We start from the raw sequence: 26,025 nt of genomic DNA, 5'->3' as shown, positions 1-26,025 counted from the left end.
GACGCCATGCGCCTGAAGATCAGCCACGTCACCACCTATAGCTACGGCACGCCCGATCACTATGCGCTGCTGCAACTTCGCATGACCCCACGCAACGGATGCGGGCAGAAGGTGATCGACTGGACCACGACAATCACCGGGGGACAGAAGGAACTGGGGTTCACGGATCAACACGGCAACCACGTCGATCTGGTGCTGGTGGACAGTGATGCCGTGACGGTCGAGATCCGCTGCGAAGGCACCGTTGAAACCGAGGACCGCGCCGGTGTGATCGGGCCCGACACGGCGATGGCGCCGGTCTGGCTGTACGAGACGCCCACCCCTTCGACCACGCCGGGGCCGCTGCTGCGCAAGCTGGTGACCCAGGCCCGCCGGCTGGAGGCCGAGAACGATCTGGACCGGATGCACCGCCTGTCGGCGCTGATCCTGCAGACGGTTCCCTGGCGAACCGGCAGCACGAATGCATCGACCACGGCCGAAGCCGCGCTGGAGGCGGGTGAAGGCGTGTGCCAGGATCATACCCATATCATGATCGCGGCCGCCCGCGCGATGGGCTACCCCGCGCGTTATGTGTCAGGCTACCTGCTGATGGATGGTCAGACCGAGCAGGAGGCAAGCCACGCCTGGTGCGAGATCTGCCTTGATTCGCTGGGCTGGGTCGGGTTCGACATATCCAACGGCATTTCGCCCGATGACCGCTATGTCCGGGTCGCCCTGGGGCTGGATTATGTCGATGCCGCACCGATTCACGGTCACCGCATGGGCAGCGGGACCGAGGCGATGAATGTCCACTTGCAAGTGGCGCGGCAGACTGATCAAAGACAGGTCCAGTCGGGCCAGGCCCAACAACAGTCATCATCATGAGGCGCGCGCGCCCTTTCCGGACCGTCATCCATGACCTATTGCGTCGGATTTACCCTCAATAAGGGCATCGTCTTCATCTCGGACACCCGCACGAATTCGGGCGTCGACAATATCTCGACCTTTAGGAAGATGGCGATCTGGGAAGAACCCGACGACCGCTGCATCACGCTTTTGTCGGCCGGCAACCTTGCCACGACGCAGGCCGTTGTCAGCCTGCTGGAAGAGCGGTCCAAAAGCCCGCAAGACCGTGCCCCCAGCATCATGGCCGCCGACAGCATGTTCCAGGTGGCGACAATGATCGGCAACACCCTGCGCGAGGTGATATCGACCCATGCGATGACCGGGCAGCGGGCCGATGCGACATTCAACGCGACGCTTCTGCTGGGCGGCCAGGTCAAGAACGGCAAGCAACGCCTGTTCCTGATCTATCCCGAGGGGAATTTCATCGAAGCCAGCGACGATACACCCTTCTTCCAGATCGGCGAGACAAAATACGGCCGCCCCATCCTGCTGCGCGCCTATGACCCCGACATGACCTTCGAAGAGGCGGTGAAGCTGCTGCTCGTGTCCTTTGACAGCACGATCAAGGCCAACCTCTCGGTCAGCCCCCCGCTGGATATCCACATCTACGAAAAGGACAGCCTGAAACAGGGGCGCACCCTCAGGATCGAGGCGGACGACCCCTATTTCCAGGACATCTCAAGCGGCTGGGGCGTCGCCCTGCGCGAGGCGTTTTCCAAACTGCCCGCCTACAGTTTCGACCCGAACTGACGGGTTGGCGCGAAAAAGCGCGGCAAGACGCGACTTGGGGGCGATTGGGGGCAACTGGGGGCGTCAAGGCGCGACCGCGCGCGGCGCATCGGTTTCCTTTTCTGGTCGAAAACAGCATCCGCGGCTGAAAAAATACCCCTTAAGTTGACTATTATCAATCAACAGGAGATCACGGCCCGACAGAGCCGGGATGCGGGATCACGGCTGTCGCCTCGATCTCGACCAGGGCTTCGTCCTCGACCAGACCGGCCACCACGACCATGGTCATTGCCGGAAAATGCCGCCCCAGCACCCTGCGATAGGCCTGCCCCACCTCGGCCTGTCGGGCGAGATATTCGCGCTTGTCGGTCACATACCAGGTCAGGCGCACAAGATGTTCGGCCTTGCCGCCTGCCGCCTCGACCACGGCCATGATATTGCGAAGCGCCTGTTCCATCTGTCCGATGAAATCATGGGTGCGGAATACCTGATCTGCATCCCAGCCGATCTGCCCGCCGACATAAAGCGTGCCATCCTCGCCCAGCACCCCGTTGGCATAGCCTTTCGCCGCGGCCCAACCTTGGGGTTGAATGATCCGATGCGCCATCAATCCGTTCCTTTTATCTGATATTCCAACGCTTTGCGTAATTCGCCCGTCCATGGCACCGGGCGTCCGTCCGGCCCCACATGCACCAGGGTCGAGGCCGCCCGCAGCCGCGGTTCATCCCCGCAACGCACGGCAAAGGCCAGATCAAGGCTGCTCCGGCCCAGCCGGATGCAGGTCAGCGTGATATCCAGCCAATCCCCCAGCCGGCTTGGCGCGGTGAAAACCGTGTCGATCCGCGCGGTAGGCACCGCATGATCCTGATGCAGCCTCTCGAAAGGGCAGCCCAGCACCTCGTCGAAGAAACATTCGACGGTGTCGTTCAGCATTTCGAAATAGCGCGGGTAGAAAACGATCCGCGCGGGGTCGCAATCCTTGAACATGACCTTGCGGCGAAGGGTATAGGGCATCTGTCAGACCCCCAGGTAGCGGTCGGCAAGATCGGCTGTCAGATCGGCGGGCCGCCCTGTCCAGACCGATTGCCCCCGCGCGATGATCACCGCGCGGTCTGCGATCTTGTTCAGCTCTTTCAACGCCTTGTCGACCACAACTATGGCGAGTCCGCTGTCGCGTTTCAACGTGGCGATCGCGGCCCAGATTTCCTGCCGCACCACCGGGGCCAGACCTTCCGTCGCCTCGTCCAGCAGCAGAAGGCGCGGGTTGGTCATCAGCGCGCGGGCAATCGCCAGCATCTGCTGCTCGCCACCCGACAGCGAGGCCGCCTTCTGGTCGCGCCGTTCCTCCAGCCTTGGGAAAAGCCGCGCGATGCGGGCCAGGTCCCAGTGACCGGGGCGCGCGCTGGCGATCAGGTTTTCCTCGACCGTCAGGGGGGCGAAGCAACGCCGCCCTTCGGGCACCAAGCCCAACCCAAGCCGCGCCGCGCGAAAGGATGGCAGGCGCAGCAGGTCCTGCCCGTCAAAGGTGATCGCCCCGGACATGGCGGGCACCATGCGGCAGATGGCATGGATCGTGGTGGTTTTGCCCATGCCGTTGCGCCCCATCAGGGCCACGACCTCGCCCGGGGCCACGTCGAAGGACACACCGAACAGCGCCTGCGAGGACCCGTATTGCATGGCCAGATCATCCACCGACAACAGGGTCATGCCGTGTCCTCCTCGCCCAGGTAGGCGCGACGCACCTCTGCATTGCCGCGAATGTCGGCAGCGGTGCCTGTTGCGATGATCTGGCCGTAGACCAGAACCGATATCCGGTCCGCCAGCGCAAAGACCGCATCCATGTCATGTTCCACCAGCAGGATCGGCGCCTCGGCCCGCAGCCCGTCCAGAAACCCGGTCAGGCGTTTCGACCCGCCCGCGCCCAGGCCCGCCATCGGCTCGTCCATCAGGAAGGCCCTGGGGCGCAGCGTCAGCGCCACGGCCACCTCAAGCTGGCGCCGCTGGCCGTGGGACAGCTCTGCCGTGCGCGTCGTGGCGTGATCCTGCAGGCCCACCCGTTCCAGCGCCTCTTGCGCGCGCTCCAGCAACGCCCGGTCCTTCATCACCGGACGGAAAAAGCGCATGACATCACCGCGCGCGCCCAAGGCCCCCAGCACCGCGTTCTGCAGCACGGTAAATTCCATCGCCAGGGCCGAGATCTGGAACGTCCGCCCCAGCCCCAGGCGCGCCCGCGCGACGGTGTCAAGGGCGGTCACATCCCGCCCCAGGAAATGCACGGTGCCGCTATCGGGGCGAAGATTGCCCGCGATCTGCTTGATCAGCGTGGATTTTCCCGCGCCATTCGGGCCGATCAGAGCATGAATCTCGCCCGGTCGCAGATCAAGGCTGACATCGCTTGAGGCTTTCAGCGCGCCGAAAGATTTGCTGATGGCACGCGTCTGCAGAAGTGGCTCACCCATGCGCCACCTCCCGCCCTGCCAGGGTCCCGATCAGACCGCCGCGCGCGAACAGCACGACCGCCAGCAAAAGCGCGCCCAGAAAGATTTTCCAGTATTCGCTGACACCACCCAGAAGATGCTCGAGCAGAATGAAAAGGGCCGCCCCGGCAACCGGCCCGAATAGCCGCCCCACCCCGCCCAGGATCACGAAGATCATGATTTCGCCGCTGGTGTGCCAGCTGAACATGGTCGGGCTGATGAAGCGGTTGAGATCGGCAAAAAGCGCGCCCGCCAGCCCCGTGATCGCCCCCGAAATGACGAAAGCCACCAGCCGCAGCCGATAAGGTGCGATGCCCACGGTTTCCACACGGTCCGCGTTCTGCCGCGCCGCCGTCAGCGCCAGCCCGAAGGGCGCTCGTGACAGCCGCGCCGAAAACAGCAGGGCAAGGCCAAGGATCCCGTAGGCCAGGATCAGGAACTGCACCGGCACCAGCGTGTTCATCCCCGGAAAGCTGTTTCGCAGATAGATCGACAGGCCGTCCTCGCCGCCATAGGCAGGCCAGCCGATCGTGAAGTAGTAAAGCATCTGCCCGAAAGCCAGCGTGATCATGATGAAATAGACGCCCGATGTCCGCAGGCTCAGCGCCCCGATCAGAAGGGCCGCCAGCGCCGAGGACACCATCGCGACCAGCCAGATCACCGGCATGGATTTCGTGCCTTCGATCAGGATCGGCCATTCCATGATCGGATCGAATGTCTGTGCATGGCTGGCCAGGATGCCCATCGCATAGCCGCCGATCCCGAAAAACGCCGCATGACCGAAACTGACCAGCCCGCCAAGACCCAGCGCGATGTTCAGCCCCACGCCCGCCAGCGCCAGGATCGCGACCTTGGTGCACAGCGTCAGGATATAGGCCTGCCCGGTGGACCAGGCCCAGAACGGCACCAGCACCAGCACGAAGGTCAGGCCTGCGTTGATATATGTCTCGCGCGTCATCTCAGGCGCTCCCGTACAGGCCCGAGGGGCGCACGATCAGCACGGCCGCCATCAGGATATAGATCAGCATCGAGCCCAGCGAGGCGCCGATGGTCGTGGCGGCGGAGGGATCCATGAACAGCGCAAAGAAGCGCGGCAGCAGCACGCCGCCCATCGTATCGGTCATGCCCACCAGCAGCGCACCCACCAGCGCGCCCTTGATGGATCCGATCCCGCCGATCACGATGACCACGAAGGCCAGGATCAGCACCGGCTCGCCCATGCCGACCTGCACCGACTGGATCGCGCCCACCAGCGCGCCCGCCAGCCCGGCCAGCGCCGCGCCCAGCGCAAAGACCAGCGTGTAAAGCCTTGATATGTCGATCCCCAACGCTGCGATCATCTCGCGGTCCGCCTCGCCGGCACGGATCTGGATGCCGATGCGGGTGCGCGCGATCAGCGCGAACAGCCCCCCCGCCACAAGCAATCCGGCCAGGATGATCGCCAGCCGGTAAAGCGGATACTGGATCCCGCCCGGCAGCGTGACCGGACCGGACAGATAGCTTGGCACGTCAAGGTAAAGCGGGAAGGACCCGAAAACCCAGCGCGTTCCTTCCGACAGGATCAGGATCAGCGCGAAGGTGGCAAGCACCTGGTCAAGATGGTCGCGCTTGTACAATCGCCGGATCACCGTCAACTCGATCAGCGCGCCCGCCGCCGCCGCCGCCGCAAGGCTGGCCATCAGCGCCAGCACGAACGATCCCGTCGCACCAGCGACCGCCGCCGCCGCAAAGGCCCCGATCATGTAAAGCGATCCATGCGCCAGGTTGATCAGGCCCATGACCCCGAACACCAGCGTCAGGCCCGCCGCCATCAGGAACAGCATGATCCCGAATTGCAGCCCGTTCAGCATCTGTTCGGCAAAAAGCAGAAAGGTCATGTTTTCCGTCCGCTTGGGGTGAAGTTATCCCGTCCGCGCGCGATCGGCGCGGCAACGCAACAGGCAGGTTGGTCCCGGCGCCTGCGCGCCGGAACCGGATCAGTGATTACATCTTGCACTCGACCGCATAGGCATCGACGTGATCTTCCAGCGCCACACCGATGATCTTGTTGGTGAAGATGTCACCTTCCTGGATCACCTCGCGGACATAGATGTCCTGAACGGGATGGTTGTTGGTGCCGAATTTGAAATCGCCACGCGTGCTGGCGAAATCGGCCTCTTTCAACGCGGCGCGGAACGCCGCCTTGTCGCCGATATCGGCCTTGCCGACAGCGGACAGCAGCAGGTTCGCCGTGTCATAGCCCTGCGACGCATAAAGCGACGGCAGGCGGCCGTATTCCTGCTGGAAGGCCGCAACGAAGGTCTTGTTCGCCTCATTGTCCAGATCCTTGCCCCACTGCGAGGTGTTCACCACGCCCAGCGCAGCCGCGCCCACGGCCTGAAGGATGCCCTGATCAAAGCTGAAGGCAGGCCCCACCACGGGCAGGCCCACGCCGCTGTCGGCATATTGCTTCATGAAGGAAATCCCCATCCCGCCCGGCAGGAAGAAGAACACCGAATCCGCCCCCGAGGCGCGGATCTGCGCGATCTCGGCCGCATAATCGGTCTGGCCCAGCGTGGTATAGATCTCGCCGGCCAGATCGCCCTTGTAGAACCGCTTGAACCCGGTCAGCGCATCGGTACCCGCCGGATAGTTGGGCGCCAGGATGAAGGTGTTGCCATAGCCCGCCTTGGTGGCATAGGCGCCCGCCGCCTCATGCAGGTTGTCGTTCTGCCAGGCCACGTTGAAATAGTTCGGATGGCAGCCCTTGCCCGCCAGCGCCGAAGGACCTGCGTTCACCGACAGGTAGATCTTGTCCTGCGCGACGGCGGACGGCACGACGGCCATGGCCAGGTTCGACCAGATGATGCCGGTCAGCACATCGACATTCTCGGCCTGGATCATCTTGTCGGCCAGTTGCACGGCGATCTCGGGTTTTTGCTGATCGTCCTCGATCACCACCTCGACCGCGTCGCTGCCCGACAGTTTCAGCGCCAGCATGAAGCCGTCGCGCGCGTCGATCCCAAGGCCCGCGCCACCGCCCGACAGCGTGGTGATCATCCCTACCTTGACCTTGCCTTCCGCCATCGCGGCGCCCGCCGCAAGCATGGCTGTCGTGGCCAGCATCGCCAGTTTCGTCAGTTTCATGGTATCTTTCCTCCGTGTTGACCCGTTCGGGCTTGTGATTTTGGTTGTTCAGAACGCCTTGAATGTCGGCGTGGTCAGGGTGCGTTCGATGCCCGGTATGTCGAGCAGGTGATCGTTGATATATTTGCCCACATCGGCCCCTTCAGGAATATACAGCTTCATCAGAAGGTCAAACGCCCCGGATGTCGAGTAAAGCTCGGAATGAATCTCGCGCAGGACGATCTGTTCCGCGACCCGGTAGGTCGTGCCGGGTTTGCAGCGGATCTGGACAAAGACGCAGGTCATGGCCGCATATCCTTCAGGCGGAAGCGCTGGATCTTGCCGCTTTCGGTCTTGGGCAAACCCTCGCAGAACACGATACGGCGCGGATACTTGTAGGGCGCGATCTGCGCCTTGACGTGATCCTGCAGCGCCTGCGCCGTGGCCGGCGATGCCGCGATACCGGCGCGCAACACCACATGGGCCTGCACGATGGACCCGCGTTCCGCATCCGGCACGCCGATCACCGCGCATTCGGCCACATGGGCATGTGACAGCAGCGCGGCCTCCACCTCGGGCCCTGCGATGTTGTAGCCCGACGAGATGATCATGTCGTCATTGCGCGCAGCGAAATGCAGGTATCCGTCTTCGTCCATGACAAAGGCGTCCCCGGTCACGTTCCAGCCGTCGCGCACGTATCCCTCCTGGCGGTCGTCAGCCAGGTAGCGGCAGCCCGTGGGCCCGCGCACGGCCAGGCGGCCCACCGTGCCGCGGGGCACCTCGGCCCCGTCTTCGCCGATCACCTTCGCCTCGTAGCCCCTGACCGGCTTGCCGGTGCAGGCCGGGCGATGATCGTCAAAGCGGTTCGTGATGAAGATATGCAGCAGTTCCGTCGCCCCGATCCCGTCCAGCATCGGCTTGCCGGTCTTGGCGATCCATTCCTGGTAGACGGGCGCGGGCAGGGTTTCGCCCGCTGACACCGCCGCGCGCAGGGATGACAGATCCGCGCCCTGGTCCATCGCCGCCAGCATCGCACGGTAAGCCGTGGGCGCGGTAAAGCACACGGTCGCGCGGTATTTCTGGATGATCTCGATCATGTTCGGGGGCGAGGCGTTCTCCAGCAGGGTCGCAGCCGCGCCAAAGCGCAAGGGGAACACCGCAAGCCCGCCCAACCCGAAGGTGAAGGCCAAAGGCGGAGAGCCGACAAAGACATCCTCGGGCGTCACGCCCAGAACCTCGCGCGCATAGCCATCCGCGATGATCAGAAGATCGCGGTGAAAATGCATCGTCGCCTTGGGCGCACCGGTGGTGCCCGAGGTGAAGCCCAGAAGTGCCACGTCATCGCGCCCCGTCGGCACGGCCTCGAACTGCACGGGCTTTTCCAGCGCCAGCCGGTCCAGTTCCGCATCATGGTTCGACGTGCCGTCAAACCCCGTCACCCGCGTCAGAAACCGCGATCCTGCCGCACAGGCCTCCATCTCGTCCATCAGCCTTGTGTCGCACAGGGCATGGCTGATCTCGGCCTTGTCCACGATCTTGGTCAGCTCGCCCGCCCGCAGCATCGGCATGGTGTTCACCACGACCGCCCCTGCCTTGGTGGCAGCCAGCCAGCAAGCCACCATCGCGGGGTTGTTCGCAGACCGGATCAGCACCCGGTTGCCCGGTTTCACGCCCAGATCATCCACCAGCGCATGGGCCAGACGGTTGGTCCAGTCGGCCAGTTCCTTGTAGGTCCGCCGCCGCCCGTTCCCGATCAGGGCCGTGCGGTCGCCAAAGCCGCGCGCCACCATCGCGTCGGTCAGTTCCACCGCGGCATTCAGCCGTTCGGGATATTCGAAGCCCTCCAGCAGGAAATCGGGCCATTGATCGGGGGGCGGCAGGTTGTCCCGCGTGAAGGTATCCACATGCGCGCTTGGTCCCAGCATCTGCATCACTCCCCCTGAAAGGCCCCCATCGCCTGCCGCGCGATCACCACGCGCTGCACGTCGGACGCACCCTCGTAAATCCTGAGCGCGCGGATCTCGCGATATAACCGCTCCACCACCGCGCCCGATCGCACGCCATCGCCGCCATGCAATTGCACGGCCATGTCGATCACCTTCTGCGCCTCGTCGGTGGCATATAGCTTGGCCATCGCGGCCTCGCGCGTGACGCGCGGCGCGCCGGCATCCTTGACCCAGGCCGCGCGGTACACCAGCAACGCCGCCGCATCGACCCGCAGCGCCATATCCGCGACATGCCCCTGCACCATCTGCAAATCAAAAAGCGGCGCGCCCTGTACGCGACGGTCCTGCACGCGGGCCAAAGCCTCGTCCAGCGCCCGCCGCGCAAAGCCCAAGCCCGCCGCCGCCACGGTGGACCGGAACACATCCAGCACCGACATGGCGATACGGAACCCCTGCCCCCGTTGCCCGATCAGCGCCGATCCCGGAACCCGCACCCCGTCAAACCGCAACCGCGCCAGCGGATGCGGCGCGATCGTCTCCAGGCGCTCGACCACATCGAACCCCGGCAGACCCGCGGGCACGACAAAGGCCGACAGGCCCCGCGCGCCCGGCCCCTCGCCCGTGCGGGCAAAGACGGTATAGACATCGGCTATCCCGCCGTTGGAAATCCAGGTCTTTTCGCCGTTCAGCACGAACCCGTCGCCATCGGCGTCCGCCGTCATGGTGGAATTGGCCACATCCGATCCCGATTGCGGCTCGGTCAGCGCGAAGGCCGAAATCGCCCGCCCCTCGCGCGTCCGCGCCAGCCATTCGGCCTTCTGATGTGCGGTGCCGAACAGCGACAGCGCCCCTGTGCCAAGCCCCTGCATGGCAAAGGCGAAATCCGCCAGCCCGTCGTGGCGCGCCAGCGTCTCGCGGATCAGGCACAGCGTACGCACATCCAGCGCCCCCTCCACCGCGCCCGAGTGTTTCAGCCAGCCCCCCTGCCCCAGCATCGACACGAGCGACCGGCAGGCCGCATCGGTATCGGCATGATCCACTGCCCCCAGATGCACGCCGCACCACTGATCCAGCGCGCCGGCCAGTTCGCGATGCCGCGCATCGAAAAACGGCCAATCCAGAAAAGACCGATCAGCCATCATGTACCTTCCGTTGCTTCACCGTTCCGAAAATACTCAAATCCATCGCTCAATCCCCCACGAAGACGGGTTTTTCCTTCGCGACGAAAGCCTCGTAGGCCCGCACGAAATCCTGGGTCTGCATGCAGATCGCCTGCGCCTGCGCCTCGGCCTCGATGGCCTGGTCGATGGACATCGACCATTCCTGCGCCAGCATGGTCTTGGTCATCATATGCCCGAAATTCGGCCCCGCCGCGATGCGCGCGGCCATCTCCTGCGCGGCTGCTGCGAGTTCACCCCCCGGCACCAGCCGGTTGAAGAAGCCCCAGCGCTCGGCCTCCTCGGCGGTCATCACGCGCCCGGTGTAAAGCAGCTCCGCCGCGCGGCCCTGCCCGATGATCCGCGGCAGGATCGCGCAGGCCCCCATGTCGCACCCCGCCAGCCCCACGCGGGTGAACAGGAACGCGGTCTTGGCCTCTGGCGTGCCGATCCGCAGGTCCGAGGCCATGGCGATGATCGCGCCCGCCCCGACACAGATCCCGTCGATCGCCGCAATCACCGGCTTGCCGCAGTTCACGATGGCCTTGACCAGATCGCCGGTCATGCGGGTGAAGGCCAGAAGCTCCTTCATGTTCATCCTGGTCAGCGGGCCGATGATGTCATGCACATCCCCGCCCGAGCTGAAATTGCCGCCATTCGAGGCAAAGACCACGGCCTTGACGTCATCGGCATAGACCAGATCGCGGAACCAGTCGCGCAATTCGGCGTAGCTTTGAAACGTCAACGGGTTCTTCCGCTCGGGCCGGTCCAGCGCGATCGTGGCGATGCCGCCCTCGATCCTGCACAGGAAATGTTTCACATCGCTCCGCATCGTCATTCCATCGCTCCCTTGTCGTCCAGTTTTTGCGCCAGCGTCCGCAGCCGCGCGGCATAGCTGCGTGCCTCCTCGGGGCTCAACTCGGCCAGCATGGCGTCGATCCAGGCCTCATGCTCGGCGGCTTGCCGGGCAAAGACCTCGGCGCCCCTTGCGGTCAGCCGCACCAGCGTTGCGCGCCGGTCGCCCGCCACGGGGACGCGCATGACCAGCCCGTCCTCGGCCAGCCGGTCCACGATGCCCGTGACATTGCCGTTCGACACCCGCAGCACGCCCGAAAGCGCACTCATCCGCAGGCCCTGGTCGTGCCGGCTCAGCGCCGCCATCACGTCGAAACGCGGCAGGGTGCTGTCGAATTCGGTGCGCATCCGTTCCCGCAGTTCGGCCTCGATCTTGCGGGTCACGGCCAGCAGCCGCAACCACAGGCGCAGGCGCTGCTTGGATCCCTGTTCGGCCAGCCGCAGCTCTGGTTGCGTATTCATATTTCACCCCCCGACACGGACAGCGCGTGCCCGTTCACCATGGATGCCCCGGGAGAGGCCAGGAACGTCACCGCCGCGACCACCTCGTCTGGTGCAATCAACCGGCCCATCGGGTTGTCGCTGACCACCTCGGCCAGGGCCGCCGCGCGGGTCAGGTCGAACCGTTTCTGCACCGCGCTGATCGCCGCCTCGGCCAGATCGGTATCGACGAAACCGGGGCAGACCGCGTTGCAGGTGATGCCCTTGCCCGCCACATCCAGCGCGACCGACCGCACCAGCCCCAGCACGCCATGTTTCGCCGCCGCATAGGCCGGAACCGTCGCGCCCCCCTTCAGGCTGGCGGTCGAGGCCATGGCGATCAGCCGCCCCCCCGTCCCCATCCCGCGCAGCGCCTCGCGGAACAGCAGGAACGTGCCCGTCATGTTCACCGCCAGCGTGGCATTCCAATCGGCCAGGCTGACACCGCGCAGCTTGCCCGCCACCCCGCCGCCCGCATTGGCGATCACCACGTGATAAGGCGCATCGAAAAGCGCCTGCACCTGCGCCTCGTCGGTCACATCGGCGGCGCGACAGGCCATATCGAAGCCCTCTGCCGTCTCCTCAAGCGCGGCCAGCCGCCGCCCGGTGATCGTCACCCGGTCGCCCGCCGCCGCAAAGGCGCGCGCCACCGCCCGCCCGATGCCCGATCCGCCACCCGTGACCAGAACGCGCCGCGTCATACCTTGCCCACCTGTTCGGCATCACGCTCGGCCAATCGCCAGGCCTGATCGCGCCCGGCCAGATAGGGCAGCGGCCACTGCGCGTGACGATCACCGATGGCCGTGCCCGCGTGCAGCGTCCAGTAGGGATCGGCCAGATGCGGGCGGGCCAGGCATACCAGATCGGCGCGGCCCGCCATCAGGATCGAATTGACGTGATCAGCCTCGTAGATATTGCCCACCGCCATTGTCGCCAGCCCCGCCTCGTTGCGGATGCGGTCGCTGAAGGGCGTCTGGAACATCCGCCCATAGACAGGCCGCGCCTGCGTGGATGTCTGGCCCGCCGACACATCGATGATATCCGCCCCCGCAGCATGGAACATGCGCGCGATCTCGACTGCTTCCGCTGGCGTCACACCATCATCGCCCGCCCAGTCATTCGCGGAAATCCTGACCGCCATCGGCTTGCCCCCGGGCCATGCGGCGCGCATCGCGGTGAATACCTCAAGCGGCCAGCGCATCCGGTTGTCCAGGCTGCCGCCGTATTCATCGGTCCGTGCATTCGACAAGGGCGAGATGAAGGACGACACCAGATACCCGTGCGCGGCATGCAGTTCGATCATGTCGAACCCGGCGCGATCCGCCATCTGCGCGGCCGCCACGAATTCCGCCGTCACCCTGTCCATGTCGGCGCGGGTCATCTCGCGCGGGGTGGCATTGTCCTTTGACCATGGAATGGCCGAGGCCGAAATGATCTCCCAATTCCCCGCCGCAAGCGGCGCGTCCATCTTTTCCCAGCCAAGCTGCGTCGACCCCTTGCGCCCGGAATGGCCGATCTGGCAGCAGATCTTCGCTTGCGTCTCGGCATGGGTGAAATCCACCAGCCGCCGCCACGCCGCCTCATGCTGCGGCGCGTAAAGCCCCGGACAGCCCGGCGTGATCCGTCCCTCGGGCGAGACGCAGGTCATTTCCGTATAGACCAGCCCCGCGCCACCCTTGGCCCGCTCGGCGTAATGCACGAAATGCCAATCGGTCGGGCAGCCATCCACCGCCTTGTATTGCGCCATGGGCGACACCACGATCCGGTTGGCCAGCGCCATGTCTCGCAGGCGGAACGGCGCGAACATCGGCGCGCGCAGCGGCGCATCGGCAGGCACGCCCGCTTGTGTCTGGAACCAGCGTTCGGCCGAGGCCAGCCATTCCGGATCGCGCAGCCGCAGGTTTTCATGGCTGATCCGCTGGCTGCGCGTCAGCAGCGAATAGTTGAACTGCACTGGATCAAGGTCCAGATAGCGCTCGACCTCCTCGAACCACTCCAGCGAATTGCGCGCCGCCGATTGCAGGCGCAGCACGTCCAGACGCCGCTCGTCCTGATACTTGACGAAAGCCTGTTCCAGCGTGGGTTCGGTATCCAGATAGGTCGCCAGCGCAATCGCACTGTCCAGCGCCAGCCGCGAGCCCGACCCGATGGAAAAATGCGCCGTCGCCGCCGCATCGCCCATCAGCACCACGTTCTGATGGTGCCAATGTTCGCAATTCACGCGGGGAAAGTTGATCCACACCGCCGAGCCGCGCAGATGATTGGCGTTCGACATCAGCTTGTGCCCGCCCAGATGCCCCGCGAATATCTGGCGGCAGGTTTCAACCGTTTCGTCCTTTGACATCCCGGCAAAGCCCCAGGCGTCCCAGGTGGCTTGCGTGCATTCCACGATGAAGGTCGCGGTATTGTCATCGAACTGATAGGCATGGGCCCAGACCCAGCCATGCGAAGTTTTTTCGAAAATGAAGGTGAAGGCGTCGTCGAATTTCTGGTGCGTTCCCAGCCAGATGAACTTGCACAGGCGCGTGTCCACATCCGGCTTGAAATGTTCGGCCCATTGGCTGCGTACGCGCGAGTTCAGCCCATCTGCCGCCACGACCAGATCATAGGTGGCGGCGTAATCCTCGACCGGGCCCACCTCGGTTTCAAACCGCAGATCCACGCCCAATTCGCGGGCGCGGTCCTGCATGATCGTCAGCAGCTTCATCCGCCCGATACCGGCAAAGCCATGCCCGCCCGACACCGTCCGGTGCCCGTCATGGACCACGGCGATATCATCCCAATAGGCAAAGTTCTCGCGGATCCTGGCCGCGCTGACCGGATCGTTCGCTTCAAGGTTCTCAAGCGCATCGTCCGACAGGACCACACCCCAGCCGAACGTATCGTTCGGGCGATTGCGCTCGAACACGGTGACCTGTGTCTCGGGCTGGCGCAGCTTCATCGAGATGGCGAAATAGAGCCCCGCCGGGCCGCCCCCCAGACATGCAATCTTCATGCCGCGCCTCCTCTGATGACATCACAGTGAAAGCGTATCCGGGTTACATTATATTTCAAGCCTAAATGTTTTAAGTGTGAAATAAATTACCGACATCGTATTTTTCAACCCAAATCATGGTATTACACACAGAAACCCCCTTACGGATATGCAGGGATGCAAGCGCCACGGCGTGACAGGCAGGCGGCACGCGCGCCCTTTCCGGCAAGCTCGACAGGTTCGGCCCGGCGGCAACAGCCATGGCCTGCTCGATTCGATCCGCATACGGGTCGTGGCACAAGCAGCCTTGTCGCACCCGGCCTGTCCCGGTCCTGCCGCCACAGGCTGACGCTGCGTCAAGCATGCAACAACCCTCCTAAAATCGGCCGCGCGGCTATTGTTTGCGGGGGCAATACGCCCAAATAAGGCCCAGCGCGCATTCGATGCCAGTTTTTGAGTGAATTCGCCGGTTTGGGGGGCTCCCTGTACCGGCCAAGGCGAAACCGTGTTGCACACAGGGTTTCAACCTCTTTAAAACGGCGCAACCGCATTGCCGCCAACGGTATGACAGGTCGACCAGGGAGCCCAACACGTGTCTTTGATCCTCATCGCTGCCCTTCCGTTCCTCGGCGCGCTTCTGCCCGGTCTGATGATCCGTTCGGGACGGACCGCCTGCGCCTGGGCCACGGCCTCTGTCACGCTGGCGGCGCTGATCGGCCTGCTGGTCCACGCCCCCGCCGTGATGCGCGGCGAGGTGATCCAGTACCAGCTGGAATGGATGCCGATGCTGGGGCTGAACGTGAATTTCTTCCTGGACGGGCTGGGTCTGCTGTTCGCGGGGCTGATCCTGGGGATCGGGCTTCTGATCATCATCTACGCGCGCTTCTACCTTTCGCGAAACGATCCGATGGGCCAGTTCTACACCTATCTGCTGCTGTTCCAGGGCGCGATGGTGGGCATCGTGCTGTCGGACAACGTGCTGCTGATGCTGATCTTCTGGGAACTGACCTCGTTGTCGTCCTTCCTGCTGATCGGCTACTGGAAACACCTGCCCGAAGGGCGGCAGGGGGCGCGCATGGCGCTGGCCGTGACCGGCATGGGTGGTCTGGCGCTGATCGGGGGCATGCTGATCCTGGGCAATATCGTGGGCAGCTATGACCTGACCGTGATCCTCCAGAACAAGGACCTGATCCAGGCAAGCCCGCTCTACCTGCCCGCGCTGATCCTGATCCTGCTGGGCTGCTTCACGAAATCCGCGCAATTCCCCTTCCATTTCTGGCTTCCGCACGCAATGGCCGCGCCCACCCCGGTGTCGGCCTATCTGCATTCGGCCACGATGGTGAAGGCGGGGCTTTTCCTGATGGCGCGGCTCTGGCCTGTGCTGGCGGGCACGCCCGAATGGTTCTACATCGTTGCCACCACGGGCCTGATCACGATGGTGCTGGGCGCGGTGATCGCGCTGTTCAAGGATGATCTGAAGGCGCTGCTGGCGTTTTCGACCGTGTCGCACCTGGGCCTGATCACGATGCTTCTGGGCTTCGGCACGCCCTTTGCCGCCGTGGTCGCGGTGTTTCACATCATCAACCATGCCACCTTCAAGGCCGCACTGTTCATGAGCGCGGGCATCGTCGATCACGAGACGCATACCCGCGACATCAAACGCCTTGGCGGGCTGCGCCACCTGATGCCCGTGACCTTCACCATCGTCATGGTGGCCGGTCTGTCGATGGCGGGCATTCCGCTGTTCAACGGCTTCCTGTCCAAGGAAATGATGCTGGATGTCGCCACCGAAGCGCCATGGAACGGCAACCACTGGATTGTTCCCGCCCTGGCGACGCTGGGCGCGCTGTTCTCGGTCGCCTATTCGTTCCGCCTGATCGTGCACACGTTCCTGGGCCCCAAACGCGACGATTACCCGGCCAAACCGCATGATCCCGGTTTCGGCATGTGGGCCCCGCCCGCGCTGCTGGCCGTGCTGGTCGTGCTGATCGGCATCATGCCCGCGCTGATGGTGGGCCCGCTGGTCGCCACCGCATCCGGTGCGGTGATCGGGGGCGAGTTGCCTTATTACTCGCTCAAGATCTGGCATGGCGTGAACGCGGCGCTGTTCATGTCCATCGCCGCCGTGGCGGGCGGGCTGGTCCTGCTGGCCATGCACCGTCCGCTGGACGCGGCCTGGATCCGCGCGCGCCGCCCCGAGGCCAAGGCGATCTTCGACGCGCTGATGGGCACCGTGACCGGGGCCGCCAAGGCGCTGACCGACGGGCTGCACAATGGCGCGATGACCCGCTATGCCTCTGTCTTCACGCTGGCCGTGATCCTGGCCGGCAGCGCCGCATGGTTCGGCGGCACGGCCCCCGCCCCCGTGCGCGAGGTGATGGCCATAGGGCCGGTGCCGCTGATCGGATGGATCCTGCTGATCGTGGCCACGGGCTGCATGGCGGCCTTCCACCGCAACCGCCTGCTGTCGCTGGTCCTGATGGGGATCGTGGGGCTGATCGTCTCGGTCGCCTTTGCCTATATGTCCGCCCCCGACCTGGCACTGACCCAGATCTCGGTCGAGGTGGTGACGATCATCCTGCTGCTGCTCGCGCTGAACTTCCTGCCGAAACACACCCCCGTGGAAAGCAGCAATGCGCGACGGTTCCGTGATGGCACCATCGCGGTGCTGGGCGGTCTGGCGGTCGGCGGGCTGACGCTGGCGATGCTGCTGTCCGACTTTTCGCAGGAAAGCATCTCGGCGTTCCACCTGGCCAACTCCAAGCCCGGCGGCGGCGGTACCAATGTGGTCAACGTGATCCTTGTAGACTTCCGCGGCTTCGATACCTTCGGTGAAATCATCGTGCTGGGCATCGCCGCCCTGGTGATCTTCGCGATGACGGAATCGGTTCTGGGCAGCCCCGTCGGCGCCTGGCTGAAACAACGCCCGATCAATCCGAACGAGGCCGGTGACCGCCACCCGCTGATGATGGTCGTGGCGACCCGGGTGATGATGCCGATTGCCCTGATGGTCGGTGTCTTCATCTTCCTGCGCGGCCATAACGAACCGGGCGGCGGTTTCATCGCCGGCCTGATCGTGGCGATCGCGATTGTGATGCAATACATGGCCAGCGGCTTTGACTGGGCGGCGGCGCGCCAGCGTTATCCCTATCACATGATCATCGCGCTGGGTGTCTTCGCCGCAGCCCTGACCGGGATCGGCTCCTGGTTCGCGGGTCGCCCCTTCCTGACCAGCAACTACGGCTATTTCCAGATCCCGCCCATGGGCGAGTTCGAACTGGCGACCGCCATGGCCTTTGACGTGGGCGTGTTCCTCTGCGTGGTGGGTGCGGTGATGCTGGCGCTGGAAAGCCTGTCGCGCTTTGCCCACCGGGCCGGTGACAGGCCAAGCCCCTACCCCATGGATATCGACCCCTCGCGGGATCTGCCGCAGGAGGCGAAGGACGCGTAATGGAATACCTGCTTGCAACTGCCATCGGCGCCATGACCGCTGCCGGAATCTACCTGCTGCTGCGGCAGCGCACCTTTCCGGTGATCCTGGGAATCTCGATGCTGACCTATGCGGTGAACCTGTTCCTGTTCGCCTCGGGTCGGATCGCGATCAACCTGCCTCCGGTGCTGCTGAACAAGACGCCCACCTATACGGACCCGCTGCCGCAGGCGCTGGTGCTGACCGCGATCGTGATCTCTTTCGGGATGACCGCCGTGGTGGTGCTGATGGGGCTTGGCGCCTATCTGTCCGCGCGCACCGACCACGTGAACCTGAATGAAGGCCAGGACGACAGCGCGGAGGCCGGCAAATGAACCACTGGATCGTAGCCCCCATCCTGCTGCCCGCCGTGATGGCGGCCTTCATCATCCTGGCCGCGCGCTACCAGGTTGCCTTGCAGCGCGTCTTTTCCGTAGCCTCCACCGTGGCGCTGCTGGGCATCGCCATTGGCCTGCTGGTCAAAAGCATGAGCGGCGACATCGGCGTCTACGAGCTGGGCAACTGGCCCGCGCCCTTCGGGATCGTGCTGGTGCTGGACAGGCTGTCGGCCACGATGGTGACACTTACCGCAGCCCTGGCCGTGGCGGTGGTGCTTTATGCCATCGGATCGGGCTGGGACAAGCGCGGCCATCATTTCCACGCCCTGTTCCAGTTCCAGCTGATGGGCATTTTCGGCGCCTTCCTGACCGGCGACGCCTTCAACCTGTTCGTCTTCTTCGAAGTGCTTCTGATCGCCTCCTACGGCCTGATGATCCATGGCGGCGGCGCGGTGCGCCTGCGGGCGGGCGTGCAATACGTGCTTTACAACCTGCTCGGCTCGACCCTGTTCCTGTTCGCCCTGGGCACGATCTATGCGGTGACTGGCACGCTGAACATGGCGGACCTCGCGCAGCGGGTGGCAGAGCTGCCTGCCGATGACACCGCGATGATCCGGGTGGCCGCGATCCTGTTGCTGTTGGTCTTTGCCGTGAAGGCCGCCCTGATCCCGCTGCATTTCTGGCTGCCCGCCACCTATGCCGAGGCGCCGGCCCCCATCGCCGCGCTGTTCGCGGTAATGACCAAGATCGGCGCCTATGCGATCATCCGCATGTACACGCTGGTCTTCGGCCCCGATGTGGCGGCAACGGCCGATATCGTCGGGCCCTGGCTGATGCCCGCGGCCGTCGTGACGCTGATCATCGGCATGATCGGGGTGCTGGGCGCAAGCCATATGGGCCGACTTGCCGCCTTTGCGGCTGTAGGCTCGATGGGCACGCTTCTGATCGCGGTGGCCCTGTTCACGCCACAGGCAACCACGGCGGCGCTTTATTACATGATCCATTCGACCCTGGCCGGTGCGGCGCTGTTCCTTGTGGTCGACATGGTCCGCGCCCGTCGAACCGCCGAGGATGACATCATCGCCTCGCGTCCCGCGATTGCACAGAACGGGTTGATCGCCGCCTATTTCTTTGCCGCCGCCATCGCCATGGCGGGGATGCCGCCGCTGTCGGGCTTTCTGGGCAAGCTGCTGGTGCTGGACGCGGTGCGGGCGCATGACATGGTCTGGGTCATCTGGGCCGCGATCCTGGTCGGATCGCTGATCGCGGTGGTGGGCTTTGCCCGCGCGGGCAGCATGGTGTTCTGGAAGGTCGAAACCCCGCCCGAGGGCGAAGCGTCCGAGGCTGAACCAAGCCCGTCCGCCGCCGCCCTGCCCTTCGTGGCAACCGGTGGTCTGATGGCAGGGATCGTCGCGCTGACCGTCTTTGCCGGGCCTGTGACGGCCTTCCTGTCGGATACCTCGGCGCAGATCTTCGACCGCGACGCCTATATCGCTGCGGTTCTGGAAACCCCCCGCGCCATCGAAGCCGAAAGCCTGCCTCATGAGGGGACGAAGAAATGATCGCACGCATCCTTCCTCATCCTTTGCTGACCCTGACGCTGGTCGTGGTCTGGCAGATGCTGGTGAATTACGTATCGCTGGGCACGCTGGTCTTCGGCCTGATCCTGGGCATCGTGATCCCGCTGATCACCGCGCCCTACTGGCCGGATCGCCCGCGCCTGAAGAACCCCGTGATGATCGTCGAATTCATCCTGGTCGTGCTATACGACATCGTGGTGGCCAATATCGTCGTGGCCAAGACGATCCTGTTCACCCGCAACACCGCGATGCACCCCGCATGGGTCAGCATCCCGCTGGACCTCCGCACCCCCGAGGCGATCACCGTGCTGGCAGGGACCATCACCATGACCCCCGGCACCGTCAGCAGCGATGTCGCCGCCGATGGCCGCAGCCTGCTGGTCCATTGCCTTGACGCGCCGGACCCGGACGCTGTGCGCGACGAGATCAAGCAGCGCTACGAGCGTCGCCTGAAGGAGATTTTCGAATGATCCTGAGCTATGCCCTGATCTTCACCACCGGCTGCTTTGCCCTGGCCCTGCTGATGAACCTCTGGCGTGTTGTCAGCGCGCCGGGCGTGCCGGACCGCATTCTGGCGCTGGACACGATGGTGATCAATTTCATCGCGATTCTGGTGCTTTACGGCATCATCGAAGGCACCGCCGTGTATTTCGAGGCCTCGATCCTGATTGCGATGGTCGGCTTCATCTCGACCGTGGCCTATGCGCGCTTCATGCTGCGCGGCAACATCATCGAATGACGGGGGATCGGACATGAACGCGGACATGGCACTCTGGCAGGAAATCACCGTTGCGGCCTTTCTGGTGATCGCGGGGGTTTTCGGATTGGTCGGATCCTTCGGGCTGATCAAGCTTCCCGATCCGATGACACGGCTGCATGCGCCGACCAAGGCCACCACGCTGGGCGTCGGCGGCGTGCTGATCGCCTCGATGCTGTATTTCTTCTTTGCCAAGGGGCATCTGAGCTTTCATGAGCTGATGATCACGCTGTTTCTGTTCCTGACCGCGCCGATCACCGCGCATTTCCTGGCAAAGGCGAACCTGCACACAGACGTCAAGCGTGACGAGGTGCCGCCCCCCGCCGGTGATCGCCCCTGGGCCGGCTTTGAAAGCGACGCGGCCCGGCAGATCGCGGAAGACAAGGGCACACAGGGCTGATGGCAACCGCCCAAGGCCAGCCCCCGCGCGATGCGGTGATCGTGGCGCATGGCGCCCCGGCCGAACCTGCGCCGCAAGAACTGGTCCTCAAGGCGCTGGCCGCCGCCACGGCGCCGCACCTGCCGCAAGGCTGGCGGGTGCGCGGGGCGACCATGGCGGCAGACGGCGCGCTTGAATGCGCGCTGGCGGGGCTGTCGAACCCGCTGATCTATCCGTTCTTCATGGCCGAGGGGTTCTTTACCGGCACCCTTCTGCCCCGCCGTCTGGCCGAGGCCGGGATCACCGGCGCGGTGCAGACCGCCCCTTTCGGTGTGGACCCCGCCCTGCCCGGCCTGATGGCCCGCGTCGCGCTGGAGGCCGCCCTTGCATCCGGGATCACACCCGCCGACAGCGCGCTGCTGGTCGCGGCCCATGGCAGCAAGGTGTCGCGCACCTCAGCCGACAGCACCCATGCGATGGTCGCAGCCCTTGGCCCGCTGACGGGTTTCGGGCGCATCCTTGCGGGCTTCGTCGAAGAGGCGCCATTCCTTGCCGATCAGGCGCGCGCCCTGGGCCGGGGCATCTGCCTGCCCTTTTTCGCCCTGGAAGCCGGCCATGTGGTGGGTGACATCCCCGAAGCGATGGCAGAGGCCGGGTTTGACGGCCCGATCCTGCCCCCCATCGGTCAACACCCGGATGTGCCGGCCCTGATCGCCGCAGCCCTGATCAGGGCGGCGGCGGGTCATCCCGCCGCCTGAACCGTTTCAGGTGAACAGCGTGCCGAACTGGCCGCGCAATTCGTTCTTCTGCACCTTGCCCATCGTGTTGCGCGGCAGCGCATCGACGATCTTCAGCGCCTTGGGCTGCTTGAACCGCGCAAGGCTCGCGCGTAGCACCTTGTCGATCGCCTCCAGATCGGGGGTCTGGCCCGGCTCGGCCACGATCACGCCCAGCACCGCCTCGCCGAAGTCGGGATGCGGCACGCCCACGACGGCGCTTTCCATTACACCGGGCTGATCGTCCAGGATCAGCTCGACCTCCTTGGGATAGACGTTGAAACCGCCGGTGATGATCAGATCCTTCTGCCGCCCGACGATGGAGAGGTAACCATCCTCGTCGAACCGGCCCAGGTCGCCGGTGATGAAAAAGCCGTTGTCGCGCAGTTCCTCGCGGGTTTTTTCCGGCATCTGCCAGTAGCCCTTGAACACATTCGGCCCGCGCACCTCGATCATGCCGACCTCGCCCTGGGGTAGCACGGCGCCGCTGGTCGGATCGGTCACGACAACCTCGACCCCCGGCAGCGGAAAGCCCACGGTGCCTGCGCGCCTGTCACCCTCATAGGGGTTCGAGGTATTCATGTTGGTTTCCGTCATCCCGTAGCGTTCCAGGATGCGGTGACCGGTGCGTTCTTCGAATTGCACATGGGTTTCCGCCAGCAGCGGGGCCGACCCCGACACGAACAGCCGCATATGCGCGGTCAGATCGGCGGTGAAGCGCGGATCGTCCAGCAGGCGGGTGTAGAATGTCGGCACACCCATCATGGTGGTGGCGCGGGGCATCAGGCGGATCATGTCGTCCATGTTCAGCCCCGGCAGAAAGATCATCGCCCCCCCGGCCATCAGCGATACGTTGGTGGCCACGAACAGGCCGTGCGTGTGAAAGATCGGCAAGGCGTGCAGCAGCACATCCGCATCGGTAAAGCGCCATTCGCGGGTCAGCACCTGGGCGTTGGACAGCAGGTTGCCATGGGTCAGCATCGCACCCTTGGACCGCCCCGTGGTGCCCGAGGTGTAAAGAAAGGCCGCCAGATCGTCCGCGCCACGCTCGACCGGCGTGAAGCTATCGGATTGCGCGTTGACCAGATCGGCAAAGCTGCCGGAACCATCGCCGTTCAGCACCATCAGCGTGGCGCCATGCGCCTGTGCGACGGGGGTCAGCCCCTCGGCCTTCGCGCCATCGGCCAGCAACAGCTTCGGCGTGGCGTTGGCGACGAAATAGTCGATCTCGGGCGCGGTATAGGCCGTATTCAGCGGCAGGAAAATCGCACCCGCCGCGACCGCCCCGCCATAGACGGCCAGCGCCATGGGTGACTTGTTGATCTGCACCGCGATACGATCGCCGGGTTTCACGCCGTTCGCGACAAGAGCGTTCGCCACACGGTTGACCATGGCCAGAAAGGTCGCGCCGCTGATCTCGGTCCCGTCGGGCAGGATCAGAAACGGGCGCGTGCGCCCCGCCTGCGGCGCAAAGAAAGCATCGAAAAGCAGGTTAGCCATTGGTCTTCAGTCCTTTTTCCTTCCGGTCCTTCGCCGGTCCGGTCAGCGCCTTGACACCTCGCGCGGCGGCGACTGTCTGATGGGTGGCGAATGCCTCGTGGTTTTGTTCCACCCGCGCCGGATCGTAAAGGTAATTCACCATCGCACCGCAGGATTGCTGCCGCCCCTTGGGCGACAGGTCCGCAGCGGCGTGGATCTCGTGCACCTCGGCCCCGTTGCCAAGGTGGAACCGCGCGACGGGGTCCAATGGCTGACGGTCCTCGGCCTTGGCCTCAAGCAGGTAATGCGCGGCCATGCGGCGCAACGCCTCGGGATCGAGCTTGGCGGGATCCGCCGCAAGCATCGCCTTTGCCGCATCGTCCTGCGTGCCCATCCAGCGCGAAAGGCCCGGGATCGGGGACAGCGTCACGAAGGTCTTCAGCCCCGCCACCTCGCGGCCCAGCACATCAACCACCTGCTTGATCAGCGAATTGCCGAAGGAAATCCCCCGCAGCCCCGCCTGGCAGTTCGAGATCGAATAGAACACCGCCGTATCGACCTGGGACGGCGACAGCGCGCGCCGATCCTCGGCCAGCAGCGGGCCGATGGCGCCGGGGATGCCGCGTGTCAGCGCCACCTCGACGAAGATCAGCGGATCGTCCGGCATGGCCGGATGAAAGAAGGCAAAGCAGCGCCGGTCAGGCGGCTCCAACCGGCGGCGCAGATCATCCCAGCTGTGAATCTCGTGCACGGCCTCATAGGCGATGATCTTTTCCAGGATATTGGCGGGGCTTTCCCATCCGATCCGGCGCAGCACCAGAAAGCCCCGGTTGAACCAGGACGCGAAGAGATGCCGGAAATCCAGATCGACGCGCGCCAGATCAGGCTCGGCCTTGGCCTGCGCCATCAGATCGACGCGCATCGCCACCAGTTCGGCGGTTCCGCCCGGCGCCTGGTTCAGGCGGCGCAGCAATTCCTGCCGGGGCGGTTCCGCCACCGCCAGCAGCGCCGAGAGGTGCCGCGCATCGGGTGTGTCGGCATAGGCCTGCGCGGCCAGGGTCACGGCGGCGGGATCAAGATCCATCTCATCGGCCAGGAAGCGGAAGAACGCCGCCTTTTCCGCGGCATCCGCCTGCCGGTAGCGCAACAGCACTTCGGCGGCCCGCTTCATCGCCGATACTTCGCCCTGCCCGGTCAGCAGCGCCCGGCACAGCTCCGGCAGCGGTTTGCCGCTGGCCGTCACGTCGCCGGCGCGCTTGCGCTCGAACAGGGTCGATAGCAGATCACCCAGCGCCCAGCCGCCCAGATCCCAGCCCCGTGTCATCACACCGGCCCCATGATCATGTCAGGCAGCCAGGTGACGATGCCGGGGAAGAAGCACAGGATCACGATAGCCAGCACCATGCAGCCCACATAAGGCAGCGAGCCGCGCAGGATGGTCTTGAGCGGAATATCCGGCGCGATCGAGTTGATCACATAGAGGTTCAGACCCACCGGTGGCGATATCAACCCGATCTCCATGTTGATGGTCAGGATCACGGCGAACCAGTAGGGGTCAAATTCGGCCGCCAGGATGATCGGCAGCAGGATGGGCGCCGCCATCAGGATCACCGCCACGGGCGGCAGGAAGAAGCCCGCAACAAGCAGGAAGACGTTGACGATCCCCATCAGCACCCAGCGGTTGACATCCAGATCGGAAATCCAGGCCGCGATGGACTGCGTGATGTAGAGCGATGACAGCATGTAGGAAAACACGCCCGCCGCCCCGATGATGAACAGGATCATCACGGATTCGCGCGTGCTGTCGGACAGGATGGTCCATAGCGCCTTGGGCGACCACAGCCGGTAGATGATCATCGCGATCACAAGGCACAGCAGCGCGCCGACGGCAGCGGTTTCAGACGGCGTGGCGATGCCGCCATACATCGCGTAAAGCACGCCGACGATGATCAGGATGAAGGGAATGACCCGCGGCAGGATTTCCAGCTTCTGCTTCAGCGTATAGCTGCGCTGCGCCAGCACCTCGGCCGAGCCGTTGCGCCAGGTGTCATAGATCGACCAGGCCATGAACAGGCCCACCAGCAGCAGCCCCGGCACCACGCCCGCCAGGAACAGACGCCCGATCGAGGTTTCGGTCGCGATGCCATAGACGATCATGGTGACCGACGGCGGGATCAGGATACCCAGTGTTCCGCCCGCCGCGATCGAGCCTGCCGCAACCTCGTCCGGATAGCCGCGCTTGCGCATCTCGGGGATGCCCATCTTGCCGATGGCGGCACAGGTCGCGGGGCTTGACCCGGACATGGCCGAGAACAGCGCACAGGCGCCAAGGTTCGACATTACCAGACCGCCCGGCACACGGGTCAGCCACCGCTCCAGCGCCTCATAGAGATCGGCGCCCGCGCGGGTCGATGAAATCGCGGCCCCCATGATGATGAACATCGGGATCGACAGCAGCGCGAAGGAATTCAGTTTGCCAAAGAAGATCTCGGGCATCAGTTCAAGCGACCGCATCCCGTCGAAGACCAGCAGGAAACCGGCGGAAACGATCAGCAGCCCCGAGGCGACAGATACCCCCGAGAACAGCACGACAATGGTCATCAGGGCGACCAGAAGGCCAAGTGACAAGGGATCCATCA

Annotated in this window: 26 protein-coding genes; 9 read left to right on the top strand and 17 right to left on the bottom strand. The window is 64.6% G+C overall.

All coding sequences use genetic code 11. From position 1 onward, the window contains the following. Window positions 1-6 precede the first annotated feature (6 nt). Complete coding sequence (locus ACFQ3C_RS00725; RefSeq protein ID WP_380788214.1) at window positions 7-864, top strand: transglutaminase family protein; 858 nt, start codon at window positions 7-9, stop codon at window positions 862-864. A 30-nt stretch (window positions 865-894) separates the two neighbouring features. Continuing rightward, complete coding sequence (locus ACFQ3C_RS00720) at window positions 895-1,635, top strand: peptidase (RefSeq protein WP_380788212.1); 741 nt, start codon at window positions 895-897, stop codon at window positions 1,633-1,635. Between the two features lie 169 nt (window positions 1,636-1,804). Here the strand turns inward: ACFQ3C_RS00720 and ACFQ3C_RS00715 are convergent, their stop codons facing one another. From ACFQ3C_RS00715 to ACFQ3C_RS00650, 14 genes are all read right to left on the bottom strand, one after another. After that, window positions 1,805-2,221, bottom strand: coding sequence for a RidA family protein (locus ACFQ3C_RS00715; RefSeq protein ID WP_380788210.1), 417 nt, complete (start codon window positions 2,219-2,221; stop codon window positions 1,805-1,807). Then, window positions 2,221-2,628, bottom strand: a complete 408-nt coding sequence (locus ACFQ3C_RS00710) for an acyl-CoA thioesterase (protein WP_380788208.1) — start codon at window positions 2,626-2,628, stop codon at window positions 2,221-2,223. The genes ACFQ3C_RS00715 and ACFQ3C_RS00710 overlap by 1 nt, the downstream gene beginning before the upstream one ends. Window positions 2,629-2,631: 3 nt before the next feature. Then, window positions 2,632-3,321: an ABC transporter ATP-binding protein gene (locus tag ACFQ3C_RS00705; protein WP_380788206.1), complete on the bottom strand. Its 690-nt coding sequence runs from the start codon at window positions 3,319-3,321 to the stop codon at window positions 2,632-2,634. After that, window positions 3,318-4,073, bottom strand: a complete 756-nt coding sequence (locus tag ACFQ3C_RS00700) for an ABC transporter ATP-binding protein (RefSeq protein ID WP_380788204.1) — start codon at window positions 4,071-4,073, stop codon at window positions 3,318-3,320. The genes ACFQ3C_RS00705 and ACFQ3C_RS00700 overlap by 4 nt, the downstream gene beginning before the upstream one ends. After that, window positions 4,066-5,049, bottom strand: coding sequence for a branched-chain amino acid ABC transporter permease (locus tag ACFQ3C_RS00695; protein WP_380788201.1), 984 nt, complete (start codon window positions 5,047-5,049; stop codon window positions 4,066-4,068). The genes ACFQ3C_RS00700 and ACFQ3C_RS00695 overlap by 8 nt, the downstream gene beginning before the upstream one ends. Before the next feature lies 1 nt (window position 5,050). Next, window positions 5,051-5,968, bottom strand: coding sequence for a branched-chain amino acid ABC transporter permease (locus tag ACFQ3C_RS00690; RefSeq protein ID WP_068295331.1), 918 nt, complete (start codon window positions 5,966-5,968; stop codon window positions 5,051-5,053). A 106-nt stretch (window positions 5,969-6,074) separates the two neighbouring features. Next, a complete protein-coding gene (locus tag ACFQ3C_RS00685; protein ID WP_380788198.1) occupies window positions 6,075-7,217 on the bottom strand; it encodes an ABC transporter substrate-binding protein in 1,143 nt (380 codons plus the stop codon). A 48-nt stretch (window positions 7,218-7,265) separates the two neighbouring features. Continuing rightward, complete coding sequence (locus ACFQ3C_RS00680; RefSeq protein ID WP_380788196.1) at window positions 7,266-7,502, bottom strand: Lrp/AsnC ligand binding domain-containing protein; 237 nt, start codon at window positions 7,500-7,502, stop codon at window positions 7,266-7,268. Then, on the bottom strand, window positions 7,499-9,121 hold the full coding sequence (locus ACFQ3C_RS00675; RefSeq protein ID WP_380788194.1) for an AMP-binding protein: 1,623 nt from the start codon (window positions 9,119-9,121) through the stop codon (window positions 7,499-7,501). Before ACFQ3C_RS00675 ends, ACFQ3C_RS00680 begins: the two co-directional genes overlap by 4 nt. A gap of 5 nt (window positions 9,122-9,126) precedes the next feature. Continuing rightward, entirely contained in the window at window positions 9,127-10,281 is a 1,155-nt protein-coding gene (locus tag ACFQ3C_RS00670; protein WP_380788192.1) for an acyl-CoA dehydrogenase family protein, read from the bottom strand. A gap of 49 nt (window positions 10,282-10,330) precedes the next feature. Continuing rightward, window positions 10,331-11,131 (bottom strand): enoyl-CoA hydratase family protein, encoded by an 801-nt coding sequence (locus tag ACFQ3C_RS00665; RefSeq protein ID WP_380789099.1) that lies wholly within the window; start codon window positions 11,129-11,131, stop codon window positions 10,331-10,333. A gap of 2 nt (window positions 11,132-11,133) precedes the next feature. Further along, on the bottom strand, window positions 11,134-11,616 hold the full coding sequence (locus ACFQ3C_RS00660; protein ID WP_380788190.1) for a MarR family winged helix-turn-helix transcriptional regulator: 483 nt from the start codon (window positions 11,614-11,616) through the stop codon (window positions 11,134-11,136). Continuing rightward, the gene (locus tag ACFQ3C_RS00655) at window positions 11,613-12,335 is read right to left on the bottom strand and encodes an SDR family NAD(P)-dependent oxidoreductase (RefSeq protein ID WP_380788188.1); all 723 of its coding nucleotides are present in this window, start codon (window positions 12,333-12,335) and stop codon (window positions 11,613-11,615) included. The genes ACFQ3C_RS00660 and ACFQ3C_RS00655 overlap by 4 nt, the downstream gene beginning before the upstream one ends. Continuing rightward, window positions 12,332-14,629 (bottom strand): bifunctional salicylyl-CoA 5-hydroxylase/oxidoreductase, encoded by a 2,298-nt coding sequence (locus ACFQ3C_RS00650; RefSeq protein ID WP_380788186.1) that lies wholly within the window; start codon window positions 14,627-14,629, stop codon window positions 12,332-12,334. Before ACFQ3C_RS00650 ends, ACFQ3C_RS00655 begins: the two co-directional genes overlap by 4 nt. 571 nt (window positions 14,630-15,200) lie before the next feature. Here ACFQ3C_RS00650 and ACFQ3C_RS00645 point away from each other — a divergent pair. From ACFQ3C_RS00645 to ACFQ3C_RS00615, 7 genes are read left to right on the top strand one after another with little or no spacing between them, the layout of a single operon-like run. Continuing rightward, window positions 15,201-18,059: a monovalent cation/H+ antiporter subunit A gene (locus ACFQ3C_RS00645; RefSeq protein WP_380788184.1), complete on the top strand. Its 2,859-nt coding sequence runs from the start codon at window positions 15,201-15,203 to the stop codon at window positions 18,057-18,059. Then, entirely contained in the window at window positions 18,059-18,412 is a 354-nt protein-coding gene (locus ACFQ3C_RS00640; RefSeq protein ID WP_380788182.1) for a Na+/H+ antiporter subunit C, read from the top strand. Before ACFQ3C_RS00645 ends, ACFQ3C_RS00640 begins: the two co-directional genes overlap by 1 nt. Beyond that, the gene (locus ACFQ3C_RS00635) at window positions 18,409-19,977 is read left to right on the top strand and encodes a monovalent cation/H+ antiporter subunit D (protein WP_380788180.1); all 1,569 of its coding nucleotides are present in this window, start codon (window positions 18,409-18,411) and stop codon (window positions 19,975-19,977) included. The genes ACFQ3C_RS00640 and ACFQ3C_RS00635 overlap by 4 nt, the downstream gene beginning before the upstream one ends. Then, window positions 19,974-20,465: a Na+/H+ antiporter subunit E gene (locus ACFQ3C_RS00630; RefSeq protein ID WP_380788178.1), complete on the top strand. Its 492-nt coding sequence runs from the start codon at window positions 19,974-19,976 to the stop codon at window positions 20,463-20,465. Before ACFQ3C_RS00635 ends, ACFQ3C_RS00630 begins: the two co-directional genes overlap by 4 nt. Beyond that, window positions 20,462-20,734, top strand: coding sequence for a K+/H+ antiporter subunit F (locus tag ACFQ3C_RS00625; RefSeq protein ID WP_380788176.1), 273 nt, complete (start codon window positions 20,462-20,464; stop codon window positions 20,732-20,734). The genes ACFQ3C_RS00630 and ACFQ3C_RS00625 overlap by 4 nt, the downstream gene beginning before the upstream one ends. Before the next feature lie 13 nt (window positions 20,735-20,747). Further along, the gene (locus tag ACFQ3C_RS00620) at window positions 20,748-21,152 is read left to right on the top strand and encodes a Na+/H+ antiporter subunit G (RefSeq protein WP_380788174.1); all 405 of its coding nucleotides are present in this window, start codon (window positions 20,748-20,750) and stop codon (window positions 21,150-21,152) included. After that, window positions 21,152-21,889, top strand: a complete 738-nt coding sequence (locus ACFQ3C_RS00615) for a CbiX/SirB N-terminal domain-containing protein (RefSeq protein WP_380788172.1) — start codon at window positions 21,152-21,154, stop codon at window positions 21,887-21,889. The genes ACFQ3C_RS00620 and ACFQ3C_RS00615 overlap by 1 nt, the downstream gene beginning before the upstream one ends. Window positions 21,890-21,895: 6 nt before the next feature. On the opposite strand, the gene ACFQ3C_RS00610 is transcribed toward ACFQ3C_RS00615, so the two are convergent. From ACFQ3C_RS00610 to ACFQ3C_RS00600, 3 genes are read right to left on the bottom strand one after another with little or no spacing between them, the layout of a single operon-like run. Beyond that, entirely contained in the window at window positions 21,896-23,407 is a 1,512-nt protein-coding gene (locus ACFQ3C_RS00610; RefSeq protein WP_380788170.1) for a malonate--CoA ligase, read from the bottom strand. Next, window positions 23,400-24,710, bottom strand: a complete 1,311-nt coding sequence (locus ACFQ3C_RS00605; protein WP_380788168.1) for a malonyl-CoA decarboxylase — start codon at window positions 24,708-24,710, stop codon at window positions 23,400-23,402. The genes ACFQ3C_RS00610 and ACFQ3C_RS00605 overlap by 8 nt, the downstream gene beginning before the upstream one ends. Next, window positions 24,710-26,023 (bottom strand): TRAP transporter large permease, encoded by a 1,314-nt coding sequence (locus tag ACFQ3C_RS00600; protein ID WP_380788166.1) that lies wholly within the window; start codon window positions 26,021-26,023, stop codon window positions 24,710-24,712. The genes ACFQ3C_RS00605 and ACFQ3C_RS00600 overlap by 1 nt, the downstream gene beginning before the upstream one ends. Window positions 26,024-26,025 lie beyond the last annotated feature (2 nt).

Source organism: Seohaeicola saemankumensis, assembly GCF_042678485.1.
Taxonomy (GTDB): domain Bacteria; phylum Pseudomonadota; class Alphaproteobacteria; order Rhodobacterales; family Rhodobacteraceae; genus Seohaeicola; species Seohaeicola saemankumensis.
This window is presented reverse-complemented; position numbering and strand designations above follow the sequence as displayed.

Bases quoted from the DNA above. Each gene is read 5' to 3' on its own strand.
- ACFQ3C_RS00650 (WP_380788186.1), bottom strand. From the start codon at position 14,629: ATGAAGATTGCATGTCTGGGGGGCGGCCCGGCGGGGCTCTATTTCGCC.
- ACFQ3C_RS00605 (WP_380788168.1), bottom strand. From the start codon at position 24,710: ATGACACGGGGCTGGGATCTGGGCGGCTGGGCGCTGGGTGATCTGCTA.
- ACFQ3C_RS00625 (WP_380788176.1), top strand. From the start codon at position 20,462: ATGATCCTGAGCTATGCCCTGATCTTCACCACCGGCTGCTTTGCCCTG.
- ACFQ3C_RS00630 (WP_380788178.1), top strand. From the start codon at position 19,974: ATGATCGCACGCATCCTTCCTCATCCTTTGCTGACCCTGACGCTGGTC.
- ACFQ3C_RS00715 (WP_380788210.1), bottom strand. From the start codon at position 2,221: ATGGCGCATCGGATCATTCAACCCCAAGGTTGGGCCGCGGCGAAAGGC.
- ACFQ3C_RS00600 (WP_380788166.1), bottom strand. From the start codon at position 26,023: ATGGATCCCTTGTCACTTGGCCTTCTGGTCGCCCTGATGACCATTGTC.
- ACFQ3C_RS00665 (WP_380789099.1), bottom strand. From the start codon at position 11,131: ATGCGGAGCGATGTGAAACATTTCCTGTGCAGGATCGAGGGCGGCATC.
- ACFQ3C_RS00640 (WP_380788182.1), top strand. From the start codon at position 18,059: ATGGAATACCTGCTTGCAACTGCCATCGGCGCCATGACCGCTGCCGGA.
- ACFQ3C_RS00680 (WP_380788196.1), bottom strand. From the start codon at position 7,502: ATGACCTGCGTCTTTGTCCAGATCCGCTGCAAACCCGGCACGACCTAC.
- ACFQ3C_RS00710 (WP_380788208.1), bottom strand. From the start codon at position 2,628: ATGCCCTATACCCTTCGCCGCAAGGTCATGTTCAAGGATTGCGACCCC.
- ACFQ3C_RS00620 (WP_380788174.1), top strand. From the start codon at position 20,748: ATGAACGCGGACATGGCACTCTGGCAGGAAATCACCGTTGCGGCCTTT.
- ACFQ3C_RS00635 (WP_380788180.1), top strand. From the start codon at position 18,409: ATGAACCACTGGATCGTAGCCCCCATCCTGCTGCCCGCCGTGATGGCG.
- ACFQ3C_RS00690 (WP_068295331.1), bottom strand. From the start codon at position 5,968: ATGACCTTTCTGCTTTTTGCCGAACAGATGCTGAACGGGCTGCAATTC.
- ACFQ3C_RS00615 (WP_380788172.1), top strand. From the start codon at position 21,152: ATGGCAACCGCCCAAGGCCAGCCCCCGCGCGATGCGGTGATCGTGGCG.
- ACFQ3C_RS00705 (WP_380788206.1), bottom strand. From the start codon at position 3,321: ATGACCCTGTTGTCGGTGGATGATCTGGCCATGCAATACGGGTCCTCG.
- ACFQ3C_RS00670 (WP_380788192.1), bottom strand. From the start codon at position 10,281: ATGGCTGATCGGTCTTTTCTGGATTGGCCGTTTTTCGATGCGCGGCAT.
- ACFQ3C_RS00655 (WP_380788188.1), bottom strand. From the start codon at position 12,335: ATGACGCGGCGCGTTCTGGTCACGGGTGGCGGATCGGGCATCGGGCGG.
- ACFQ3C_RS00720 (WP_380788212.1), top strand. From the start codon at position 895: ATGACCTATTGCGTCGGATTTACCCTCAATAAGGGCATCGTCTTCATC.
- ACFQ3C_RS00675 (WP_380788194.1), bottom strand. From the start codon at position 9,121: ATGCTGGGACCAAGCGCGCATGTGGATACCTTCACGCGGGACAACCTG.
- ACFQ3C_RS00660 (WP_380788190.1), bottom strand. From the start codon at position 11,616: ATGAATACGCAACCAGAGCTGCGGCTGGCCGAACAGGGATCCAAGCAG.
- ACFQ3C_RS00695 (WP_380788201.1), bottom strand. From the start codon at position 5,049: ATGACGCGCGAGACATATATCAACGCAGGCCTGACCTTCGTGCTGGTG.
- ACFQ3C_RS00610 (WP_380788170.1), bottom strand. From the start codon at position 23,407: ATGGCTAACCTGCTTTTCGATGCTTTCTTTGCGCCGCAGGCGGGGCGC.
- ACFQ3C_RS00685 (WP_380788198.1), bottom strand. From the start codon at position 7,217: ATGAAACTGACGAAACTGGCGATGCTGGCCACGACAGCCATGCTTGCG.
- ACFQ3C_RS00700 (WP_380788204.1), bottom strand. From the start codon at position 4,073: ATGGGTGAGCCACTTCTGCAGACGCGTGCCATCAGCAAATCTTTCGGC.
- ACFQ3C_RS00725 (WP_380788214.1), top strand. From the start codon at position 7: ATGCGCCTGAAGATCAGCCACGTCACCACCTATAGCTACGGCACGCCC.